The 18,841-nt window shown below is 40.1% G+C and carries 20 protein-coding genes, 1 tRNA gene and 1 pseudogene; 9 read left to right on the top strand and 13 right to left on the bottom strand.

The window, feature by feature from the left end; all coding sequences use genetic code 11:
• Positions 1 to 16: 16 nt before the first annotated feature.
• From accB to pdxA, 5 genes and pseudogenes are all read right to left on the bottom strand, one after another.
• Positions 17 to 502 carry an acetyl-CoA carboxylase biotin carboxyl carrier protein gene (accB, locus tag ABXZ32_RS04720; protein WP_354617520.1) on the bottom strand — a complete coding sequence of 162 codons (486 nt, stop codon included), beginning with the start codon at positions 500 to 502 and terminating at the stop codon, positions 17 to 19.
• 44 nt (positions 503 to 546) lie between these two features.
• Positions 547 to 1,541 (bottom strand): annotated as a pseudogene (locus ABXZ32_RS04725) (beta-ketoacyl-ACP synthase III).
• Between the two features lie 171 nt (positions 1,542 to 1,712).
• Entirely contained in the window at positions 1,713 to 1,910 is a 198-nt protein-coding gene (rpmF, locus tag ABXZ32_RS04730; RefSeq protein WP_062057070.1) for a 50S ribosomal protein L32, read from the bottom strand.
• A gap of 9 nt (positions 1,911 to 1,919) precedes the next feature.
• A complete protein-coding gene (locus ABXZ32_RS04735; RefSeq protein ID WP_354617522.1) occupies positions 1,920 to 2,456 on the bottom strand; it encodes a YceD family protein in 537 nt (178 codons plus the stop codon).
• Positions 2,457 to 2,635: 179 nt separating this feature from the next.
• The gene (gene pdxA, locus ABXZ32_RS04740; protein ID WP_354617523.1) at positions 2,636 to 3,688 is read right to left on the bottom strand and encodes a 4-hydroxythreonine-4-phosphate dehydrogenase PdxA; all 1,053 of its coding nucleotides are present in this window, start codon (positions 3,686 to 3,688) and stop codon (positions 2,636 to 2,638) included.
• A 58-nt stretch (positions 3,689 to 3,746) separates the two neighbouring features.
• Between pdxA and ABXZ32_RS04745 the strand changes: the two genes are divergently transcribed.
• Positions 3,747 to 4,337 (top strand): riboflavin synthase, encoded by a 591-nt coding sequence (locus ABXZ32_RS04745; RefSeq protein WP_354617524.1) that lies wholly within the window; start codon positions 3,747 to 3,749, stop codon positions 4,335 to 4,337.
• 8 nt (positions 4,338 to 4,345) lie between these two features.
• Here ABXZ32_RS04745 and ABXZ32_RS04750 read toward each other — a convergent pair whose 3' ends face one another.
• From ABXZ32_RS04750 to ABXZ32_RS04770, 5 genes are all read right to left on the bottom strand, one after another.
• Entirely contained in the window at positions 4,346 to 5,542 is a 1,197-nt protein-coding gene (locus ABXZ32_RS04750) for a hypothetical protein (protein ID WP_354617525.1), read from the bottom strand.
• The gene (locus ABXZ32_RS04755; RefSeq protein WP_354617526.1) at positions 5,539 to 6,411 is read right to left on the bottom strand and encodes a type 1 glutamine amidotransferase; all 873 of its coding nucleotides are present in this window, start codon (positions 6,409 to 6,411) and stop codon (positions 5,539 to 5,541) included. Before ABXZ32_RS04755 ends, ABXZ32_RS04750 begins: the two co-directional genes overlap by 4 nt.
• A 33-nt stretch (positions 6,412 to 6,444) precedes the next feature.
• On the bottom strand, positions 6,445 to 7,542 hold the full coding sequence (locus ABXZ32_RS04760) for a carboxylate-amine ligase (RefSeq protein ID WP_354617527.1): 1,098 nt from the start codon (positions 7,540 to 7,542) through the stop codon (positions 6,445 to 6,447).
• Between the two features lie 65 nt (positions 7,543 to 7,607).
• Positions 7,608 to 8,732 carry an ATP-grasp domain-containing protein gene (locus tag ABXZ32_RS04765; protein WP_408016693.1) on the bottom strand — a complete coding sequence of 375 codons (1,125 nt, stop codon included), beginning with the start codon at positions 8,730 to 8,732 and terminating at the stop codon, positions 7,608 to 7,610.
• Positions 8,733 to 8,763: 31 nt separating this feature from the next.
• Positions 8,764 to 9,474 carry an alpha/beta hydrolase-fold protein gene (locus ABXZ32_RS04770; RefSeq protein ID WP_354617528.1) on the bottom strand — a complete coding sequence of 237 codons (711 nt, stop codon included), beginning with the start codon at positions 9,472 to 9,474 and terminating at the stop codon, positions 8,764 to 8,766.
• A 104-nt stretch (positions 9,475 to 9,578) separates the two neighbouring features.
• Here ABXZ32_RS04770 and ABXZ32_RS04775 point away from each other — a divergent pair, with 104 nt between their 5' ends.
• Together ABXZ32_RS04775 and ABXZ32_RS04780 are read left to right on the top strand one after the other, a co-directional pair.
• Entirely contained in the window at positions 9,579 to 10,391 is an 813-nt protein-coding gene (locus ABXZ32_RS04775; RefSeq protein WP_354617529.1) for an alpha/beta hydrolase, read from the top strand.
• 128 nt (positions 10,392 to 10,519) lie between these two features.
• Positions 10,520 to 11,257, top strand: coding sequence for a sulfite exporter TauE/SafE family protein (locus tag ABXZ32_RS04780; protein WP_354617530.1), 738 nt, complete (start codon positions 10,520 to 10,522; stop codon positions 11,255 to 11,257).
• 86 nt (positions 11,258 to 11,343) lie between these two features.
• On the opposite strand, the gene ABXZ32_RS04785 is transcribed toward ABXZ32_RS04780, so the two are convergent.
• Positions 11,344 to 11,577 carry a hypothetical protein gene (locus ABXZ32_RS04785; protein WP_354617531.1) on the bottom strand — a complete coding sequence of 78 codons (234 nt, stop codon included), beginning with the start codon at positions 11,575 to 11,577 and terminating at the stop codon, positions 11,344 to 11,346.
• A gap of 128 nt (positions 11,578 to 11,705) precedes the next feature.
• On the opposite strand from ABXZ32_RS04785, the gene ABXZ32_RS04790 reads away from it, so the two are divergent.
• From ABXZ32_RS04790 to ABXZ32_RS04815, 6 genes are all read left to right on the top strand, one after another.
• Positions 11,706 to 13,064, top strand: a complete 1,359-nt coding sequence (locus ABXZ32_RS04790) for a Kelch repeat-containing protein (RefSeq protein WP_354617532.1) — start codon at positions 11,706 to 11,708, stop codon at positions 13,062 to 13,064.
• A gap of 130 nt (positions 13,065 to 13,194) precedes the next feature.
• Positions 13,195 to 13,371 carry a hypothetical protein gene (locus ABXZ32_RS04795; protein WP_354617533.1) on the top strand — a complete coding sequence of 59 codons (177 nt, stop codon included), beginning with the start codon at positions 13,195 to 13,197 and terminating at the stop codon, positions 13,369 to 13,371.
• A 332-nt stretch (positions 13,372 to 13,703) separates the two neighbouring features.
• Positions 13,704 to 14,495: a protein-L-isoaspartate(D-aspartate) O-methyltransferase gene (locus ABXZ32_RS04800; RefSeq protein WP_354617534.1), complete on the top strand. Its 792-nt coding sequence runs from the start codon at positions 13,704 to 13,706 to the stop codon at positions 14,493 to 14,495.
• Positions 14,496 to 14,583: 88 nt separating this feature from the next.
• A complete protein-coding gene (locus tag ABXZ32_RS04805) occupies positions 14,584 to 15,735 on the top strand; it encodes a methionine adenosyltransferase (protein ID WP_354617535.1) in 1,152 nt (383 codons plus the stop codon).
• Between the two features lie 298 nt (positions 15,736 to 16,033).
• Positions 16,034 to 17,335, top strand: a complete 1,302-nt coding sequence (locus ABXZ32_RS04810) for an APC family permease (protein ID WP_354617536.1) — start codon at positions 16,034 to 16,036, stop codon at positions 17,333 to 17,335.
• A gap of 233 nt (positions 17,336 to 17,568) precedes the next feature.
• On the top strand, positions 17,569 to 17,958 hold the full coding sequence (locus ABXZ32_RS04815; protein WP_354617537.1) for a hypothetical protein: 390 nt from the start codon (positions 17,569 to 17,571) through the stop codon (positions 17,956 to 17,958).
• 259 nt (positions 17,959 to 18,217) lie between these two features.
• Here the strand turns inward: ABXZ32_RS04815 and ABXZ32_RS04820 are convergent.
• A tRNA-Ile gene (locus ABXZ32_RS04820) sits at positions 18,218 to 18,291 on the bottom strand.
• Positions 18,292 to 18,368: 77 nt separating this feature from the next.
• Positions 18,369 to 18,773 carry a methylmalonyl-CoA epimerase gene (mce, locus tag ABXZ32_RS04825; RefSeq protein ID WP_354617538.1) on the bottom strand — a complete coding sequence of 135 codons (405 nt, stop codon included), beginning with the start codon at positions 18,771 to 18,773 and terminating at the stop codon, positions 18,369 to 18,371.
• Positions 18,774 to 18,841: the final 68 nt, after the last annotated feature.

Below are 18,841 nucleotides of genomic sequence, written 5' to 3' on the forward strand. Positions count from 1 at the left end.
CAGCATTTAAAAATTCTTATGACGGATCTACCAAGAATAAGGGCTGATCAAACTCCACCGGAGAAGAATCATCCACTAATACTTTCACAATTTTACCAGAAACTTCAGATTCAATATCGTTGAAAAGTTTCATGGCCTCGATCACACAAAGGACATCTCCCTTGTTGATAGTGCTTCCCACTTCAACGAAAACAGGTTTGTCAGGGGATGGTTTTCTATAAAATGTTCCAATGATGGGGGATTTTATAGTGATGTATTTAGAATTCTCATCTGCTTTTGCAGGGGCTGCTTCCTTAGCAGGTGCTTCTGCTGCAGGTGCAGCCTGCATTGGGGCCATTTGGTTTTGTCCCATTGGGATTTGCTGTACGTAGGTGGTCTCGAAACCAGAACCTGCTGCTCCTGTACGGATGGTGATCTTAATATCATCCATTTCCAGTTTTACTTCGCTGGCACCCGATTTAGCCACAAATTTAATTAAGTTTTGAATTTCTTTAATATCCATGGAATTCGATTTAGTTTTAGTTCTATTATAAGTTAGTCAGTTTGTTATGAATTGTAGGCCCATTTCAGGTAAATGGAGCCCCAGGTGAAACCACCGCCGAAAGCGGCAAACACCAAATTATCACCTTTTTTGAATTTCTTCTCAAAATCGGCCATTAACAATGGTAAGGTTGCAGAAGTGGTGTTTCCATATTTTTCAATGTTTACCAATACCTTGGATTCATCAAGACCCATACGGCTTGCCGTAGCGTTAATAATCCTCATGTTGGCTTGGTGTGGCAATAACCAAGATACATCATTATCCGATAGGTTGTTGCGTTCCATTATTTTAGCAGCGGCATCCGCCATATTGGATACGGCAAATTTAAATACAGATTTTCCGTCCTGGAAAACATAATGCTGGCGATTTTTAACGGTTTCCAAGGAAGCGGGCAATTGCGACCCTCCGGCATCAATTTTCAGGAAATTTCTCCCCACCCCATCAGATCTTAAATACTCATCCTGAAGTCCAAGACCTTCCTCATTGGGTTCGAATAATGCCGCACCGGCACCATCGCCAAAAATGATACAAGTGGTTCTATCTGTATAATCTATAATGGAAGACATTTTATCTGCTCCAATAAGAAGTACTTTTTTATAACGTCCGGAAACAATATAACTTGAAGCAGTGGACATCCCATATAAAAAGCTGGAACAAGCGGCCTGAAGATCGTATCCAAAGGCATTGGTTGCCCCTATTTCTGAAGCGACATAGGCTGCGGTACAAGAAACCTGAAGATCAGGAGTTGCCGTAGCCACAATAATCATATCGATTTCGGTTGGATCTAGGTTGCTTTTTTGAATAAGCTCCTCAGCTGCCTTAATGGCCATGTAAGAGGTTCCCGCACCTTCCTTTTTTAGTATTCTTCTTTCTTTGATTCCAGTTCTACTGGTTATCCACTCATCATTGGTATCTACCATCTCTTCCAATAGCTTATTGGTCAAAATGAAGTCAGGAACATATGCTCCCACAGCGTTATTGCTGCTGATATTTTGTTCATCCTAAATCTGATTTTGAATCAAAAACATTAAAAAATGCTTCAAAAGTGGTGAAAATTAATGATTTTTTACGACTTATAGGGTTAAAAATTCTAGTTTTTGAATTTGACCCTGTGCCATAAAAAAACTCCCACTCTTTTAAAGTGGGAGTTCAATATTATATGAAAACCTAATTAAGCGGCAGCTTCTTCAGTTTTATCGATCAAAATTTGACCTCTGTAATATAATTTACCTTCATGCCAGTGAGCTCTGTGGTACAAATGCATTTCACCAGTTGTTGGATCTTTAGCAATTGTTGGAGCTACTGCTTTGTAATGAGTTCTCCTTTTATCTCTTCTGGTTTTTGAAATCTTTCTTTTTGGATGTGCCATTGTGAACCTTTATTTATCTTTTAATAACTTTTTTAAAGCATCCCATCTGGGATCTGTATTATCTCCTTTGTTTTCTTTAACCTCTTTTGGTTGTAATTCTTCTAACTTATCAATGACTTCCGATTCCAAGGTACCATCCTCAACTCCCGGATGCACTCTTTTTTGAGGTATTGCCAAAACCAACATTTCGTACACATATTGCGCAATGTTGATCTGATGTTCCCCATGGGGAACAATTAATATCTCATCGTTCTCATCGTTGTACTCATCCCCAAATTTTACCACCAACTCCAAAGAAGAGGTGATTTTTTGATCGAATGGTTCGTTAGTGATGTCACAATTGACGTTTACCGTCCCTTTTGCATACATCTCCAACTCCAACATAGTACTCATCTTGTTCAATGTAACCGACAAACTTATGTCCGCCCCATTGATGTCATCGTACTCAAAAGATTCAAAGAACTCGTTTTTTATTCTATACTCAAACTCATGCTTCCCCTGCTTCAATCCTGAAAAAGGAATAGCAAATTCCTTATGCTTCGTCATGTTTAACACTGGTTTAGAGTATCAGTCCCCCTAAAAGGCGGGTGCAAAGATACTATTATTTTAATAATTCCAAACTTTTTAAGGCTTATTTATACCTCTTTTTTGACCCTAATCCCAATTGGCACAACTTTTTACCTATTAGGGATCCAACAAAGATCAAATAATATTCAAAGATACAATTATCTCGTGGGTTTGAGTTTCTGCTTTTTTAAAGGATTACTCGTCAACTCCCTATACTCCTCTCTGTTCTTGAAAATTTGTAGCGCCGTGAACACCGCTTCCTTAAAAGAACTATGGTCTGCCTTTCCCTTCCCCGCGATCTCATAGGCCGTGCCATGGTCTGGTGAAGTCCTTACTTTACGCAGGCCTGCGGTATAATTTACCCCTTTCCCAAAGGATAGTGTTTTAAAGGGAATAAGTCCCTGATCGTGATAGGCAGCGAGGATGGCATCAAAATTCTTATATGCATCGGAACCAAAAAAGCTGTCCGCGGAATACGGTCCGTAGACCAAATGTCCGGCATCCATAAGCTCCTTTATCACCGGCTTAAGCACCTCATCATCTTCTTTGCCAATAACGCCATTATCTCCACTGTGGGGGTTAATCCCCAAAAGGGCGATACGCGGCTTTCGAATCCCAAAATCCATTTTCAAGGAATTCTCTATGGTCTTTATCTTGCTCTTCACCAATTTTGAAGTGATGGCAGCGGGAGCATCTTTAACGGCTACATGGTCTGTCAACAACCCTACTTTTAGGCTGTCCGTGACCATGAACATAAGGCTTTCCCCCTCCAGTTCCTTCGCCAAATAATCGGTATGTCCAGGGAAATTGAAGTCCTTGGTTTGTATGTTGTTTTTATTGATGGGCGCTGTGACCAAAACATCTATTTCGTCCTTTTTAAGCGCATCCACAGCTGCTACGAGCGACTTCAATGCATATTCTCCTCCTTGGGCCGTGGCCTCGCCGAATGTGATCTCCGGAGCATCCTTCCAAACATTCAATACATTGATCTTGCCGTCCAAAGCCTTGGAAACTTCCTGTATCCCGTTGTAATTGATATCAAGACCCAACTCGTTCTTTTGAAAGGAAATCACCTTGTTCGAGGCAAAAATAATAGGCGTGCAAAAATCGAGCATTCTGGCATCCTCAAAAGTTTTGAGCACCACCTCACATCCTATTCCATTCAAATCTCCAATGGATATGCCCAGTTTTATTTTTTCGCTTTCCTGCATGGTATCTTTACCTTTATGTCTAATTTTACACTACAAAACTACTTAATTAAAACGACACATGTTTACAGGTATTATTGAAACTTTAGGGGAGATAAAACAATTAAAAAAAGATGGGGGAAATTTACACATAACCGTATCCTCTTCTATAACCCAAGAGCTTAAAATAGACCAAAGTGTTGCACATAATGGTGTTTGCCTAACTGTTGTTGCCTTACATGGAGACACCTATACCGTAACTGCCATAGAGGAAACTTTACAAAAAACCAACTTGGGCCAACTCAGAGAAGGAGATCCTGTAAATTTGGAACGGGCCATGATCTTGGGCTCCCGCTTAGACGGTCACTTAGTACAAGGACATGTGGACCAAACTGGTACCTGTATTGCTATTGACCAAAAAGATGGAAGCTGGTTCTTCACCTTCGAATACGAGCCTTCAAAAAACAATGTCACCATAGAAAAGGGCTCCATTACCATAGACGGCACCAGCTTAACGGTTGTTGATTCTAAAAAGAACCTTTTTAGCGTGGCCATAATCCCGTACACCTACGAACACACCAGGTTCAACACCTACACTATTGGAACAGAGGTGAACCTGGAATTTGATGTTATCGGAAAATATGTCTCTAGATTGATGGGGCTACAGCAATAGATCTAGGCTTAATCTTCGAAAAAGGAGATGGAAGAGCCCACCCAGTCATCATTGGACAAATAGGATACATTGATCAAATCACCCTTGTTCATGCGGGTAAGGTTAATCACGGGCATTAATCTGTTTTCGGTATCGCTCCAAGTATATAGAATACGCAATTCCACTTTGGAATTCGTCCCGCTTGGGGCCTTTACGATTGGAGAGTACTTCACTTTTGATTGAAGAATATAATTATGCCTGTCCTTTATCCCCTCAATAAATTCCAAGGTGGGATTTAAATTGATGCCTTTCCCAGCAAAAGAAAACAAGGGTTTAAGAACATAGGTGCTCAAATCCAAATCCTTTGGGAAATCATTCAAATAGAAGGATTGTGGGATGTTTTTATGTGATAGCAGGGGCATGATGCATTTGGAGATCATAAAAAACCAATCTGGATGTGTCACCCATTCCACATCCACATCGTCGGTAAGGTTGAAATCTGTTTTTAAATCTGGCATCTGCAGCAGCTCATCCAGAATTACCCTGTTATAAATACGGTTGATCTTGACCTTCCTTCCGTTCTTTTCGTAGAATAAATTTTTTCCTTCCTTGATCACTTTGGTCAAACAAAGGACCTCTATTCCCAACGCCTGCTTTGTGGCCCAAAAGTCTATCCTCGTTTTTTGTTTCTCGGGATAAATTTCCAAGAGTATTACATTCTCCGGATTTTCGTCTCCAACTATAACTCGTTTCAGTTCCTCCAAATAACTGGCTTCATTGAGGTCATTTAAATAGTAATGAAAGCCTTCCTGGGGAATTTGAGGGTAATTTTTTAGAAATGACTTTCCCAACAATGCTTGATACAAAAACAGGGATGGAAAGGATTGGAGTTCGATCAATTTAGGGGCTATCCCACCTTGTCCGTCATCACAAAGCCCAAAATCTATTGCAAGAAAATGAGGTTTTCCCAGAGCCAAGGGAGATTGTAATTTTTTAGGGATAAATTTCTCCCGAATCTGCTCAAAGTCGATCTTCCACAATTGTTCTATTATGGTATCGCACGCATCAAAAACTTCTTGTTTTAGCTCTTTGCCAATAAAAAAAGGTGTTTCCGAAATTCGGAATGCACATGGTTCGCCAAATGATTGTGCCAGATCATTTTTGAGATTGTCGTAATACTCTTGTTTAAAATTTTCATTAAACGTTTCGCGAACCTTTTTTATCATATAGGCAGTAATTTAGATTCCTTTAGAGACAAGGCGGCCTGCTTTAGAAAAGCAGGTATCATGGTGTTATGTGTTCTCACGATTTTATCCTCATCCTCAAGGTGCTCTAGCATGTTTTGGTATTTTTTCTTCCCGTGATGCTCGATGACCTGTGATTTTTTATCTTCCCTATTGAAGTATTTCAACATTCCTTCCGAATCCGCTTCCGGATGAAATTGAACCCCGAATATTTCTTTGGAGAAACGTATGGCCATTACAGCCCTTTCGAGGTCTACATGTGGCCTTATCTTTTCTTTACATAAAATTTTTGCCCCGAACTTTTCCAATTTGTTGTACTTGGGCTTTATCACTTGATAATCTCTAGAATCCACGGCAAAAAATGGATTCATCAAACCTTCGAACAATGGCTCTGTTAGTCCGTCTTTGGTCTTGTGGATAGGCATAACCCCAAAGGAGGTGGACTTACGCTTGGTCACTTTGGCCAAATCCCAATGCAAACATGCCAATTGAAAGGAATGGCATATTAAAAACAGGTGTTTTTTATGCTGATGTTGCTCATTATGGTCTAAAACAGCATCCAAAAAGGCAAAAAATGGTTGTTCCCATTTTTCATCTGCAACAAAGGGAGCGCCTGGACCTCCTGATGAGATAAAAATATCGTAATCTGTAATATCTGGTAATTCTATGGCCTTGCGCACATCAAATACCGTGTATTGGCCATTTATATCTTCCTGGGATAAAAATTGCTCTACCAACTTCTTAATGCAGCGCATTCCCTCATTTACCTGGCCAGCATTCATGTCGAGCACTGCAATATTATAGTTCATCTTCATTAGATCTTTCTTTTTCAAGAGGGCAAAATTACTCATTTTACTTCTTATCTTTCTGAAAACCAGGTTAAATTATAATCCCTTGGAAGTTTGGTCAACTACATATTTGATAACTTCCTTTAAGTCATTGGTTTCATTAAAGATCTTAAGCTGTCTATCGGCTCCTGATCCCTGTTCCAACATTTGGTACACAAAATTAACTTCTTTGCGGCATCCCAACTCATCCACCACATCATCTATAAACTCCAATAATTCCTGTATCAATACTTCAAAAGGCACTTCTTCTTCTTTCCCAAAATCAATCAGTTTGGCATCCATGCCCCATCTAGCGGCCCGCCATTTGTTCTCGTTGATCAACACCCTACGGTACGATCTAAAGCTTTGGTTCTTCTGGTGCAGCCTGTGCAGTTTTGCAATAATACATTGCATAATGGCGGCAATACAGATAACTTCATCTACGGTCTGGACCATATCACAGATCCTGAACTCCACCGTTGGGTAGAAAGGGTGCAAACGAATATCCCACCAGATTTTTTTACCGTTATCTATACAGTTTGTTTTTACAAGTATCTCCACAAACTTGTCGTATTCGGCCACACTGGAAAAGTATGGCGGGATTCCGGTCCGTGGAAATTTGTCAAATATCTTGGATCGGTACGACTTAAACCCTGTCTCCCTCGCTTCCCAAAAAGGGGAGTTGGTTGACAAGGCGTAAAGGTGAGGCAGGAAATAACGTGCCACATTCATTATCTGTAAGCCTTCTTCCCGACTAGGTATTCCCACATGAACGTGTAACCCAAAAATTAAGTTGGACCTGGCCACATCCTTCATCTCTTCAATAAGGGCATCATACCTGGGATCAGGAGTTATCAATTGATCACTCCAATGCGAAAAGGGATGGGTGCCTGCCGCAGCCACCTTAAGTCCTTCTGCCCCGGCCAATTCTATGACCTGTTGTCTTAAATAAGAGACCTCGTCCCGGGCTTCTTGTATATTTTCACAAATATTGGTGCCCATTTCAACTACGGCCTGATGCATTTCTTCCTTGATCCGTTCCTTTAGGAGCACCTTTCCCCCTTCGTAAATTTTGGACATGTGCGACCTTAAGGTAAGCGAATCGCTATCCAAAATTTGAAATTCCTCCTCAATCCCCAGTGTGAACTTTTTCATAGAATTAATGCCTTAATAAAATTAGATATCCGCGTCCTATCTGAGATTTAGATATGGACCCGAGTTTATTTTTTTGTTGCCTTTTTTGGGGCAGCCTTTTTGGGCGCCGCTTTTTTAGCAGCCGGCTTCACCGTCTTTGCCAACACACCCTTACCTTTTGCCGGAGCCTTTTTCACTACTGTCTTTTTCGCCTCGGAGGCCGACTTAAGAGGACTTTTTATAGGTGCTTTCTTGGGCGGAGTCACAGCATTCTTGACAAAGGTCCCCCAACTACTATTGTTTTGTTGTGGCTTATGCGCATTGGCCATTTCAATGGCCAATTTTGCGGAATGTTCAACAATCCACTCAAAATTCTCCTGTCCAACCGAGTTGACATCCGCATCGGGTGCAGGGTTGCAAAAATCTATGGCAATAGGCACTCCGTTGCGAACTGCAAATTCAACCGTATTGAAATCATATCCCAAAGCCTTGTTCAGTAATAAGGTATATTCATGGATTGTTTTCATTAACTTTTTATGTTCGGCACCAGTTGTGTTTGGCGTGGTAGCATATCGCAAATGAGGTTCGTTCCTAGGCTCATAAGGCATAATATGTACATATTTTTGTCCCAAACAATAGACCCTGTAATAATCTTCAAAAACGATTTCTTCCTGTAGCATCATCACCAACTGACCCGTTTCCCCATATTTGTTGAAAAAATCATCCGGATTGTCAACCCTGTATACATTTTTCCAACCTCCACCTGAGTGCGGTTTCATATAGGCTGGAAATCCAATATAATTGAAAATATAATCCCAATCCAATGGCGCTTCCAAGTTTCGAAACGACTTCTCCGTGGTATCATCCGGTCTTTCCTTGGATGGCAAAAGAATAGTTTTTGGTACGGGAACCCCCAATTGAATGGACAAGCAGTTATTGAAAAACTTCTCGTCTGCACTCCACCAAAATGGATTGTTGACAATTGTTGTCCCCATTAAAGAGGCATTCTTTAAGTAAGCTCTATAGAATGGAACTTCTTGGGAAATCCTATCAAAAATAACATGATATCCATAGTCAATACCTTGTTGTACCTTATCGATTTTCACAGGTTCGGCAACGACCTTTCCATTACCTAATTCATTTACTTTATTTATAAATTCCCAAGGAAAGGTGTCTTCCATCCCAAACAATATTCCCACTTTCTTAACCATAATCTATATATTTTAAGTTTGTATTTTACATTTAAAAGAAGCGTTCCACATATTCTGGAAATGCCATTTTCCAAAGTGGCCAATCGTGTTCTATCCATTTTTTTTCATCGTACCAATGATGTATCCCTTTTTCATTTAATACGTGCGACATGTGCAGGTTTTTTGGCTGGCAACTGTCCCAATCGGAGGTGCTGAGCACAATCTCCATGTGATTGTATTTCCAAGGCTCTTCATTGCGCATAAACTCATCCGGACAATTAAAATATATGGCCATGTCATCGGAGAGGGGCGTAAAATTCCGAATATTGAAAACCCCCGACATGGAGAAGAGATGGGAGACCAGATCTGGAAATCTGAAAGCAGTGTTTCCAGCGTGATATCCTCCAAAACTGCAACCTCCAACAGCAATTCGTTCGGTATTGCATTGATTCTGAATATAAGGAATCAATTCCGTTTGGAGAAATTTCATATACAGTTCATACCGTTGGATTTTTATTTCCGAAGCCAAATGGTCGTCATAAAAGGTTAGCATGTCCAGCGTCTCCACATTATAGAGTTTGATCCGTCCCTGCTCAACAAACTGCATCACGGATTGGTTTAGCCCAAAATCAGTATTTTGGGTGTAAGACCCCCCCGAGGAAGGGAACAACAAAATAGGATATCCCCAATGCCCTGTTACCTCTAGGTTGATGTTTCTATCTAATGTGTTAGAATAATATTGAATGTGTTGAATTTCTGCCATAGAGTTAAATATACTTTAAAAATGTTAAAATACGCTTACATTCATGCATCTATTGCAATGGTTTTTTAAGTAATTGTTATACTTGCAGACCCTTAGAAGAAAAAATGCAATTTGAAAGTGAATTTATTGGATTAAAAGGAAATCTCTATTCAAAATATTTGGGTAGGAAGGTTACTTTTAGATTGGTCGCCCCACCTCACTACAAGGATTCCGAAACACCCTTCCCTGTTTTATTGATGAACGATGGGCAGGATTTTGTGAATTTGGAGTTGGAGAAGACCCTTCCTTCTGCATTTTCTTCAAAGACAGGCAAACCTTTCGTGTATGTCGGTATTGAGGCCAATAACAACCGCATTCAAGAATACGGCACCGCATCTTCCCCAGATTTCAAGGGACGTGGCGCTAGGGCCAAGAATTATTCAAAATTCTTGATAGAGGAGTTCATCCCCTTCTTAAGGGCCGAATTTAAAGTTTCCAAGGATGCCCAAGATTGGGTGTACTGCGGTATGTCCTTAGGCGGATTATCCGCTTTTGATATCGTCTACAACAATGCTCAGTATTTTGGAAAAGTAGGCGTTTTTAGTGGATCATTTTGGTGGCGCAACAAAGCCTATGCCGTCAATGATGTCGAGGACAGGAGCCGTATTGTATTGGATATTGTTAAAAAAGGGAGCTACAATCCCCATCTTAAATTTTGGTTTCAATGTGGAACGGAGGATGAAACGGCAGACCGGAACAATAATGGCATCATAGATTCTATTGACGATACTACCGACGTCATCAAAGAACTTCAGGAAAAGGGCTACTCCTTTCCTGGCGATATTACCTATGTGGAATTGGATGGTGGAAAACACAATTTAAAGACCTGGGCCAAGGTATTCCCAAAATTTACCAATTGGGCCTTTGGCACCAACTAAAACATTCCCTAAATCCCTTCTCGTGTTAATACATAGCAGTCTGTTTTGAAGGACGTGACCTGTTCATTAATTTTAGGTTATTTTTGTTTGATGTGCATCAAACCTCTATTATAATCACCCTTTCAACCTTGGATATTACAACCACCTCTTGGGTTCTGGCCATCACCGCTGCCTGCGTGATAGGGATCTCCAAAGCGGGCATTAAAGGGATTGCCATTATCAATGTCACCCTTATGGCCCTCGCTTTTGGCGCAAAGGAATCTACAGGCTTATTGGTCCCCCTCCTTGTTGTTGGGGATATCTTCGCCGTTATATACTACCATAGGCATACCCAATGGCGCTACATCATCCGCTTGCTGCCCTGGATGGTACTAGGTGTGGTTATTGGCGTCATCATTGGAAAGGATTTACCCCAAAAAATCTTTAAGATAGGGATGGCCAGTATTATTTTGGGCAGCGTGCTCATGATGTATTGGTGGGATCAAAGGAAATCTAAAGCGGTACCCACACACTGGGCGTTTGGAGGATTCATTGGAATTTTGGCGGGTATCACCACCATGATCGGGAATTTGGCCGGGGCTTTTTCCAATATCTTCTTTTTAGCGATGCGCCTCCCAAAAAATGAATTTATAGGTACCGCGGCCTGGTTGTTTTTTATTGTCAACCTTTTTAAATTACCCTTTCACATTTTTGTATGGGAAACGATTACCACAGAAACATTAATGGTTAACCTCAAACTATTGCCCGGTATTTTATTGGGGCTTTTTGTTGGGATCCGGTTGGTGAAAATTATCAAGGATAAACATTACCGAAAAATGATCCTGATATTGACCGCCATCGGGGCGGTCTTAATTTTATTCCGGTAAACAAACCATCTGCTTGAAGCACGAAAATGGGCTTTGGCTTTTCATAAATCACTTTACCATTGTTAACCTATGTTTCGGATTTGGTACTAATCAAATAGCCAATTGACTTCTTCCTTATTGTGCTCTTCCGCATGGGCCTGACTGCAATAATCCCCCTCATCAAATTGAATGGCCTCGCCCTTACAGTAAATAGCTAAGGATTGGGGAGCATCAGAACATTTCATCCAGCCCGCAATGTCTTTTTTACAATTGGGAAAGTTGCATCTATCGTTACAGGAATAAAACAAAAAACTTAATAAGATCCAAAGTGTGGTTTTCATAATTTTAATTTTTGCTGTCCCGACTTCATAATCTGTCAGTTGATAAAAGTTAATGTACAGAAGGAGGGGTCTTCTGTATATGTGAATAAAAATAGTGGGTAAAAATCATGTTTACACTATATTGCAATATGAAGCAACTATTTTTTTTATGGCTGTTGGCGTGTTTTACATCCCACTCCCAAACCATTGATATAGGTAATTTTTACCCGCAAAAAATAGCGCTTTTAAAGGAGAGTACATCAGAACTGTTCTTGTTCCAACCGGATAGCGTCTCCATTATAGACCTTAGAAATCCTGAAAAAACGAACAAGATCCCAATTCAAGTTCCATTTCAGAGTTTTGTGTATGATTTCCAGCCAATATCTTATAACTCCAAAATTTATTTTATAGAATATCATGGAGGAAGGGTATTTCAATATAGGGACAGCAAATTTATTAGAAAGGATAATTCCTTTACCCATAAAATGCAGATCAATTCCACAGTTTTCGTCCACCAGAACAGCATTTATAAATATGGGGGGTATGGATTTTGGTCCCATAGAAATTTTTTCACCTTTTATGACGAGATTACTTCAGAATGGCAGATGATAGCACCTGCTAACAGTAAAATCCTTCCCGAAGGGACTCAATATTCATGGGTAACCAACGTGGAGGATGATATATATATATTTGGAGGTATTGCTATGGATCGATATAATCCCGAACAATTTTACCCTTACAACAAGGTACATAGATTCAATACAGAGGAAGCATCTTGGCAAGAATTAGGGGATAGTAAGATGGATTTAAGTCAGTTCAATAAATCAATCCCTTTTGGAAACAAACATATATTTCTAGATAACAACGATGATTATATGTATGAGGTGGATATACTGAACAACACCTTAAAAACCTACAATAAATTACCTTTACAAAAAAGCAGTTTAGTTTTCGGTCTAGGTTCCTTTTATTTTGACGGATCCTTTTATTGCTTTATTTGGAATCCGCGCATAAATGGAGCGGTACAACTCAGTATAGTACCTGAAGACGAATTTTTTGGAAAACTGATCCGTGAGGAAGATTTTTATACCAATAATACTGTTAGCTCTTCAGTCATTTTGGGAATGATTTCCGCTTTGGTCATCTGCCTATTATTTTATTGGGCAAGAAGGTGGTATATGGGAAGAAACAAAATAAAGGTTACTTTAAAAGGGTTGTCCTATAAAAACAAAGCGGTTGATATAGACGATAAGTCTATTGCCACCATCAACTTATTATTGCGTTCAAAAACCGAAGTGAACTCTAAAGAGATTATGGATTTGGTAGAGAATAAAAACCTGAATTTTGCACACAACACAAAAATAAAAAATAAATTGATCGAGGAAATCAACTTTAAATTAAGGACCGTCCTCGGGATAAAAACAGACCCCATCACCTTCCAAAAGTCCAAGATTGATAAAAGAATAAAGACCTACACCATTGAAAGAAGGTATTTTTTGATCAGATAATTTGAGCTCCCTTAACCAAAAATAGATGTTAATGAGGAGGAGAAGTTAAGAAATATTCTGAACCCCTATTTTCTTAAATATTTGTTAAATTCGCCTATTTTCGTTATCTTGGGGAAACGAAAGCTTGACTATGGATACGTACACAAAAATAGTGGTAGATAAAATAAGTATTGGCGTCATGTTGATTGCTATTACCCTTCTGGTTGTGATGTTCTTTGAGGTGTTCCCAAAAGATTTTTTCAATGAGGTGGGACATTCCTTCGCTTCCTCCCTCAATAATTTTAACAACGGGGTAGCTTCAAATTAAGCTCCTCAGTCATCCCTTACCCTACAAACTTATTATAACAGGCCGATTACTCTTGTTCTTCTATAAAAATCGCTCGTCTTCTTTCCAAAAACATCTTAACAATTTGGGACTTTTGGTAGGACCGAAGGAGATATTATATGGACTTTCCTATATTGGAATAGGGCGATTTTTGCCTAGAACAAAAAAAGCGTATAAACAATGGCACTGTTGGGCTCAATTGTCAAAACAAGGGGCAATATGATGCATATCATAGTTCTGGAAGTGTAAATTTCTTATTATAAGAGTAGCCTATTATAGGTTGAAAAACACAATAATAACTTCAAAAGTTACTGATGGTAAAGCCACGGGCAGTTATGATCTGGAATACTTTGGTGATGGACCGCAACAAGCAAGATAGGACTACCTTGGGGCAAATAGCTTTAAAGGCAAAACTGTTGATTTCAGTTATCTTATGTTTGGCCTTTTCGATCGGATTTACCCAAGAAGACTACACTACCAAAAGGGAGCAAATGGTAAAAATGCAACTACAAGACAGGGGTATAAAAGACCTCTCTACACTTTATGCCATGACGAATGTCCCTAGGCACCTCTTCGTTCCTGAGAACATGCAGGAGCGCGCCTATATGGACGGACCCTTGCCCATTGGCAATGGCCAGACCATTTCACAGCCTTATATCGTTGCCTTTATGACTGAAGCCCTGCAGCTAAAATCAGGGGATAGGGTGTTGGAAATTGGTACAGGTTCGGGATATCAGGCAGCGGTACTGGCTAAAATTGTGGACTCTGTTTATACCATTGAAATTATAAAAGACCTTGCAGCAACCGCCAAAGACAGATTAAGAAAATTGGGCTATACCAATGTTACCGTAAAATGGGGCGATGGATATCATGGCTGGCCGGCAAAAGCGCCTTTTGACGCCATTATGGTCACCGCGGGGGCAGATTCAATTCCCCAGCCCTTGCTAGATCAATTGAAGGATGGGGGAAGGCTGATAATTCCTGTAGGTCCTTATAATGCAGTCCGACAATTGGTATTGGCCAAAAAGAAGAAAAATAAAATCACAACCAAAAATCTGATGGCCGTACGCTTTGTGCCATTTACCAGAGAGAAAAAACAGGATTGAGACTGACAATCTCTAGAAACGGAATTACAAGAATACCCACTGGCATAAATGTGGGCATTGAGCAAATAAAACACCTGGAAGAAATAAAATGACCAACAACATCATCATAGGGAACCTTGAAGATGACAGCATTGAAATGGCCGAGCGAAAAGGTATTGGTCACCCAGACACCATATGCGATGAGATTACCGAGCAAATTTCAACGGAACTCTGCCGCTATTATATTGAGGAGTTTGGGGCGATAATGCACTATAATGTAGATAAGGCACTTTTGATTGGAGGGCAATCGGCACCTGCTTATGGGGGCGGAAAAATAATTCAACCCATTTCCCTGATTATTGCCGGTAGGGCCACATCTCATATTAAGGACAAAAAAATTCCCATAGAAGAAATTGCTGTGGAAACCGCAAAAAAATGGATTCAAAAAAATATCCGGCACCTAGATATTTCAAAAGGGATTGATATTGTATCAAAAATACGTCCGGGAAGTGCAGATTTGGTAGAACTGTTCAACCGTTTCGGCAAAGGTGAGATTCCCTTAGCCAACGATACTTCTTTCGGCGCAGGCTATTATCCCACCACCACTTTGGAAGATAAAATCATTGGCATTGAACAATTATTGAATGCCCCAAGAACAAAAAACAGATTTCCCTTTATAGGGGAAGACATAAAGGTAATGGGCGTTAAAGATCCTTCTAAAAATTATTTTACCATCGCCATGGCCATGGTCGATAAATACATTGCTGATTTGAACGATTACATTACCAAAATAGAACAGGTAAGGGTATTTGTGACCACAAGTTTAAATCTATCCGGTTCTACCATTTACATCAATACAGCGGATGACTACGATCGTAAGAGCGTATACCTTACGGTGACCGGCACAAGTGCCGAACATGGTGATGACGGACAAGTGGGCAGGGGAAATCGAATCAACGGATTGATCACTCCCTACCAACCGATGAGTTTGGAGGCGACCTCTGGCAAAAACCCGGTAAGCCATATCGGTAAAATTTACAACTACCTGGCAATGGACCTGAGCCGTGCCGTTGTAGAAAACCATTATGCGGATTATGCCAGGGTCTTTATAGTGTCTCAAATTGGAAAACCCATTGACAACCCTCAAATCCTACATTTTCAATTGAAAAATAGGAAAGTGGAAAAAAAAGAAATTGAAATGTTAGCCAAAGAAAAGCTCAAAGAGCTTTCCGGTTACTGGAAGCGAATCATATACGCATAGGAAATGTGTCCCAAGGAACGAAGATTAAGACAGACTATACCGAAATTTCACAAGGGACACTTCCGCAAATGGAATCCGTTTTAAGACCGGGAGGGTTTTGGCTCAGAAGTCCTGAGTATAAGGACGATGACCATGATGAATATCATAGGTATTCCTTTTTGAATCGGTTAGTTTTCTACGCTCAATTGGTCCAACAAAAGATGTGATTCACCCATGCAGATCGATATCTTTGATAGCCTTCAAGGCCTGGCAACTCTTGTTTTTTATATTTTAATATTAATGAATTCTCTTAATTATTATGAACAAGCCTAATTCCATAGGATTGTCCACCTCAACAGCCCTCGTTGTGGCCAATATGATAGGCGCGGGAATTTTCACAAGTTTAGGATTTCAGTTGGTGGACACCATTAATACCTGGTCCATCATTATCTTATGGTCCCTAGGAGCCTTAATGGCATTGTGTGGGGCATTGAGCTACGCAGAATTGGGAACCTACTGGGTGCGCTCGGGTGGGGAATACCACTTCCTTTCTAAAGCGTTTCATCCCCTCCTTGGATATTTATCAGGGTGGGTCTCCCTTACGATAGGGTTTTCAGCTCCCATAGCCTTGTCGGCAATGGCCATGGGTGAATATGTAGGACCCTATCTTGGAATCTCTGATATGGCCTTGGCCTTCCTTACAATTTTGACCATCAGTTTTATGCATTCCATCAGCATTAAAAGAAGCAGCACTATCCAAAATTCCACGACCCTATTGAAAATCCTCCTAATTGTGTTGTTCGTCTATTTTGGTTTAACACAGATTCCAGAAGATTCCGCGTTTTTATGGGACCATAGCTGGAAAGAAGAAATCCTTCTGCCAACATTTGCAGTTTCCTTTGTGTATGTAACTTTTTCTTATTCCGGATGGAACGCCGCGGCCTACATTGTGGATGAAATCCGGGATGCCCATAAAAATTTGCCCAGGGCCCTTCTACTTGGGACTTTATTTGTAAGTGTATTGTATGTGTTATTGACCTTTGTTTTCCTAAGACAAAATCCGCTGGAAGCCATACAGGGACAATTGGAGATTGGACAGATAACTGCTATTTCTCTTTTTGGGGAAAAGGGTGGGGCGCTAATCAGTTATGGAATAGCACTAATGCTCATTTCAAGCATCAGCGCCATGGTTTGGGCAGGTCCCAGGGTAACCCAGGTTATGGCAGAAGATCATGGCCTTTGGAGGTGGTTTTCAAGAAAAACAAAAAACAAGGTTCCTTTACGCGCTATATGGCTTCAAACCGCCATCACCCTTATGTTGTTGTTCACAGGAACCTTTGAGCAGGTCATGATTTACAGCGGATTTGTACTTCAGCTGTTTGCTGCCTTAGCGGTAGCCGGGGTCTTCGCTGTTAGGCGAAAGAATACAACCAAAAGTGGATTTAGAAGCCCTTTTTTCCCTATTCCACAAATCATTTTTCTGGTTCTGAGCTTATGGGTGCTCATTTATTTGGTTTTTGCCCAACCCTTGGAAACCGGTCTTGGCCTTATAAATCTGTTGTTGGGCTTCTTGGTATTTAAATTGGATGGTTTCTATAGTCGAAAATTAGAAAAAAAATAACCTGCTTTGATAGGTGCTACAATCAGATGGATTTCGAAGTCTTATTTTTTATCTTGATACTAGTTGAAATGGCAGACCAAATTACTTCGAACTATTTACAATATTCCTATTTCCCTTTTTATTCATTATAACACCGGGCAAGTTTGTAATAACTTTATAACAATTTCCTTTTGACCGCTTTAAGACCAACCTAAACTTCGCTAACTTCATGTGTTCTAAAACAGTGAACTATTATGTGTAAAATTTCCGATGAGATTAAACTTTGCGCATGTGCGACAAATATTGAAAGTCTTAATAATATGTGGGTATTGAAGAACTATCTGGATCCCCCTAAAATTATTTTTGGCGAATTTTATCCCTCGCATTTTTTACAAAACGAACAAGAAATTTTGAACAGGCAGCTTTTTCTGGCTAAACTGAACAGTAAAAATTTATTCGATTTTGAATACACTCCTATTGACAATGACCAACTTGAAATATCTATTTGCGTTGATGAGGGCAGTGGTGAATTTCTGCATTTTACCTTCTATTTTTATGAACAAAAATGGTCAGATCGTAGACCACCTTATAGGCAGGAACAAGAGAAGGTCAAGAATGGAGGCTATATCAAAAATGCAATCTAAAACCCCTAAAGCACGTTCCCTATTTTTCAAAAACAAAAAATCCAACCTAAATAAATAGATTGGATTCAATTTCTGTGGTTCCACCTGCGTTAGTTCGCCATGCTCATGGACCAGAGAAAGACCACTCCTGCAAATAGAAAACTTCAATTCGCACGCGCGAAACTTTTCTTTCATTTCCGAACAAAAGCTAGGGTAAGCCCTGCTTTGTTTCCGAAAATGAAAAAACCCACACCATTGGGTGTGGGTTTTCTGATTGATGTGGTCCCACCTGGGCTCGAACCAGGGACCACCTGATTATGAGTCAGGTGCTCTAACCAACTGAGCTATAGGACCCGCAAATTGCGGATGCAATATTACTATTTATTTTTATACGTTGCAAGCAAAATCGCACCCTAAACACATAATAGAAATTATTCCCTTATTTCCTGACAGAGCTCTACCAAAACCCCATTGGAGGTTTTGGGATGTACAAAGGCCACCAACTTATTATCGGCCCCCTTTTTTGGCACTTCATTGAGTATTGTAAATCCTTCCCCCTTAAGTCTTTCCATCTCCAAAACGATATCATCTACTTCAAAAGCTATATGGTGAATCCCCTCTCCTTTCTTTTCTAAAAACTTGGCAATAGGGCTATCTTCATTGGTCGCTTCCAGCAACTCTATTTTATTGGGACCTACCTTAAAAAAAGAAGTTTTGACCCCTTCAGACAACACGTCCTCTATCTTGTAATGGGGGGCTCCCAACAATTTCTCGAACAGGATATTGGAGGTTTTCAAATCCTTTACGGCAATTCCCAAATGCTCAATTTTATTCATTTATCACTAATTTATGTCAGTATCTGGTAAGTATAGCGCTAAAATACACATATTGTGCGTATTTTTGT

Origin of the sequence: Sediminicola luteus (assembly GCF_040566555.1) — a bacterium.
In the GTDB taxonomy this organism is placed as follows: Bacteria; Bacteroidota; Bacteroidia; order Flavobacteriales; family Flavobacteriaceae; genus Sediminicola.

Bases quoted from the DNA above. Each gene is read 5' to 3' on its own strand.
- rpmF (WP_062057070.1), bottom strand. From the start codon at position 1,910: ATGGCACATCCAAAAAGAAAGATTTCAAAAACCAGAAGAGATAAAAGG.
- ABXZ32_RS04790 (WP_354617532.1), top strand. From the start codon at position 11,706: ATGAAGCAACTATTTTTTTTATGGCTGTTGGCGTGTTTTACATCCCAC.
- pdxA (WP_354617523.1), bottom strand. From the start codon at position 3,688: ATGCAGGAAAGCGAAAAAATAAAACTGGGCATATCCATTGGAGATTTG.
- ABXZ32_RS04755 (WP_354617526.1), bottom strand. From the start codon at position 6,411: ATGAGTAATTTTGCCCTCTTGAAAAAGAAAGATCTAATGAAGATGAAC.
- ABXZ32_RS04800 (WP_354617534.1), top strand. From the start codon at position 13,704: ATGGTAAAGCCACGGGCAGTTATGATCTGGAATACTTTGGTGATGGAC.
- ABXZ32_RS04750 (WP_354617525.1), bottom strand. From the start codon at position 5,542: ATGATAAAAAAGGTTCGCGAAACGTTTAATGAAAATTTTAAACAAGAG.
- ABXZ32_RS04745 (WP_354617524.1), top strand. From the start codon at position 3,747: ATGTTTACAGGTATTATTGAAACTTTAGGGGAGATAAAACAATTAAAA.
- ABXZ32_RS04810 (WP_354617536.1), top strand. From the start codon at position 16,034: ATGAACAAGCCTAATTCCATAGGATTGTCCACCTCAACAGCCCTCGTT.
- ABXZ32_RS04735 (WP_354617522.1), bottom strand. From the start codon at position 2,456: ATGACGAAGCATAAGGAATTTGCTATTCCTTTTTCAGGATTGAAGCAG.
- ABXZ32_RS04785 (WP_354617531.1), bottom strand. From the start codon at position 11,577: ATGAAAACCACACTTTGGATCTTATTAAGTTTTTTGTTTTATTCCTGT.
- ABXZ32_RS04775 (WP_354617529.1), top strand. From the start codon at position 9,579: ATGCAATTTGAAAGTGAATTTATTGGATTAAAAGGAAATCTCTATTCA.
- accB (WP_354617520.1), bottom strand. From the start codon at position 502: ATGGATATTAAAGAAATTCAAAACTTAATTAAATTTGTGGCTAAATCG.
- ABXZ32_RS04760 (WP_354617527.1), bottom strand. From the start codon at position 7,542: ATGAAAAAGTTCACACTGGGGATTGAGGAGGAATTTCAAATTTTGGAT.
- ABXZ32_RS04805 (WP_354617535.1), top strand. From the start codon at position 14,584: ATGACCAACAACATCATCATAGGGAACCTTGAAGATGACAGCATTGAA.
- ABXZ32_RS04815 (WP_354617537.1), top strand. From the start codon at position 17,569: ATGTGTAAAATTTCCGATGAGATTAAACTTTGCGCATGTGCGACAAAT.
- ABXZ32_RS04795 (WP_354617533.1), top strand. From the start codon at position 13,195: ATGGATACGTACACAAAAATAGTGGTAGATAAAATAAGTATTGGCGTC.
- mce (WP_354617538.1), bottom strand. From the start codon at position 18,773: ATGAATAAAATTGAGCATTTGGGAATTGCCGTAAAGGATTTGAAAACC.
- ABXZ32_RS04770 (WP_354617528.1), bottom strand. From the start codon at position 9,474: ATGGCAGAAATTCAACACATTCAATATTATTCTAACACATTAGATAGA.
- ABXZ32_RS04765 (WP_408016693.1), bottom strand. From the start codon at position 8,732: ATGGTTAAGAAAGTGGGAATATTGTTTGGGATGGAAGACACCTTTCCT.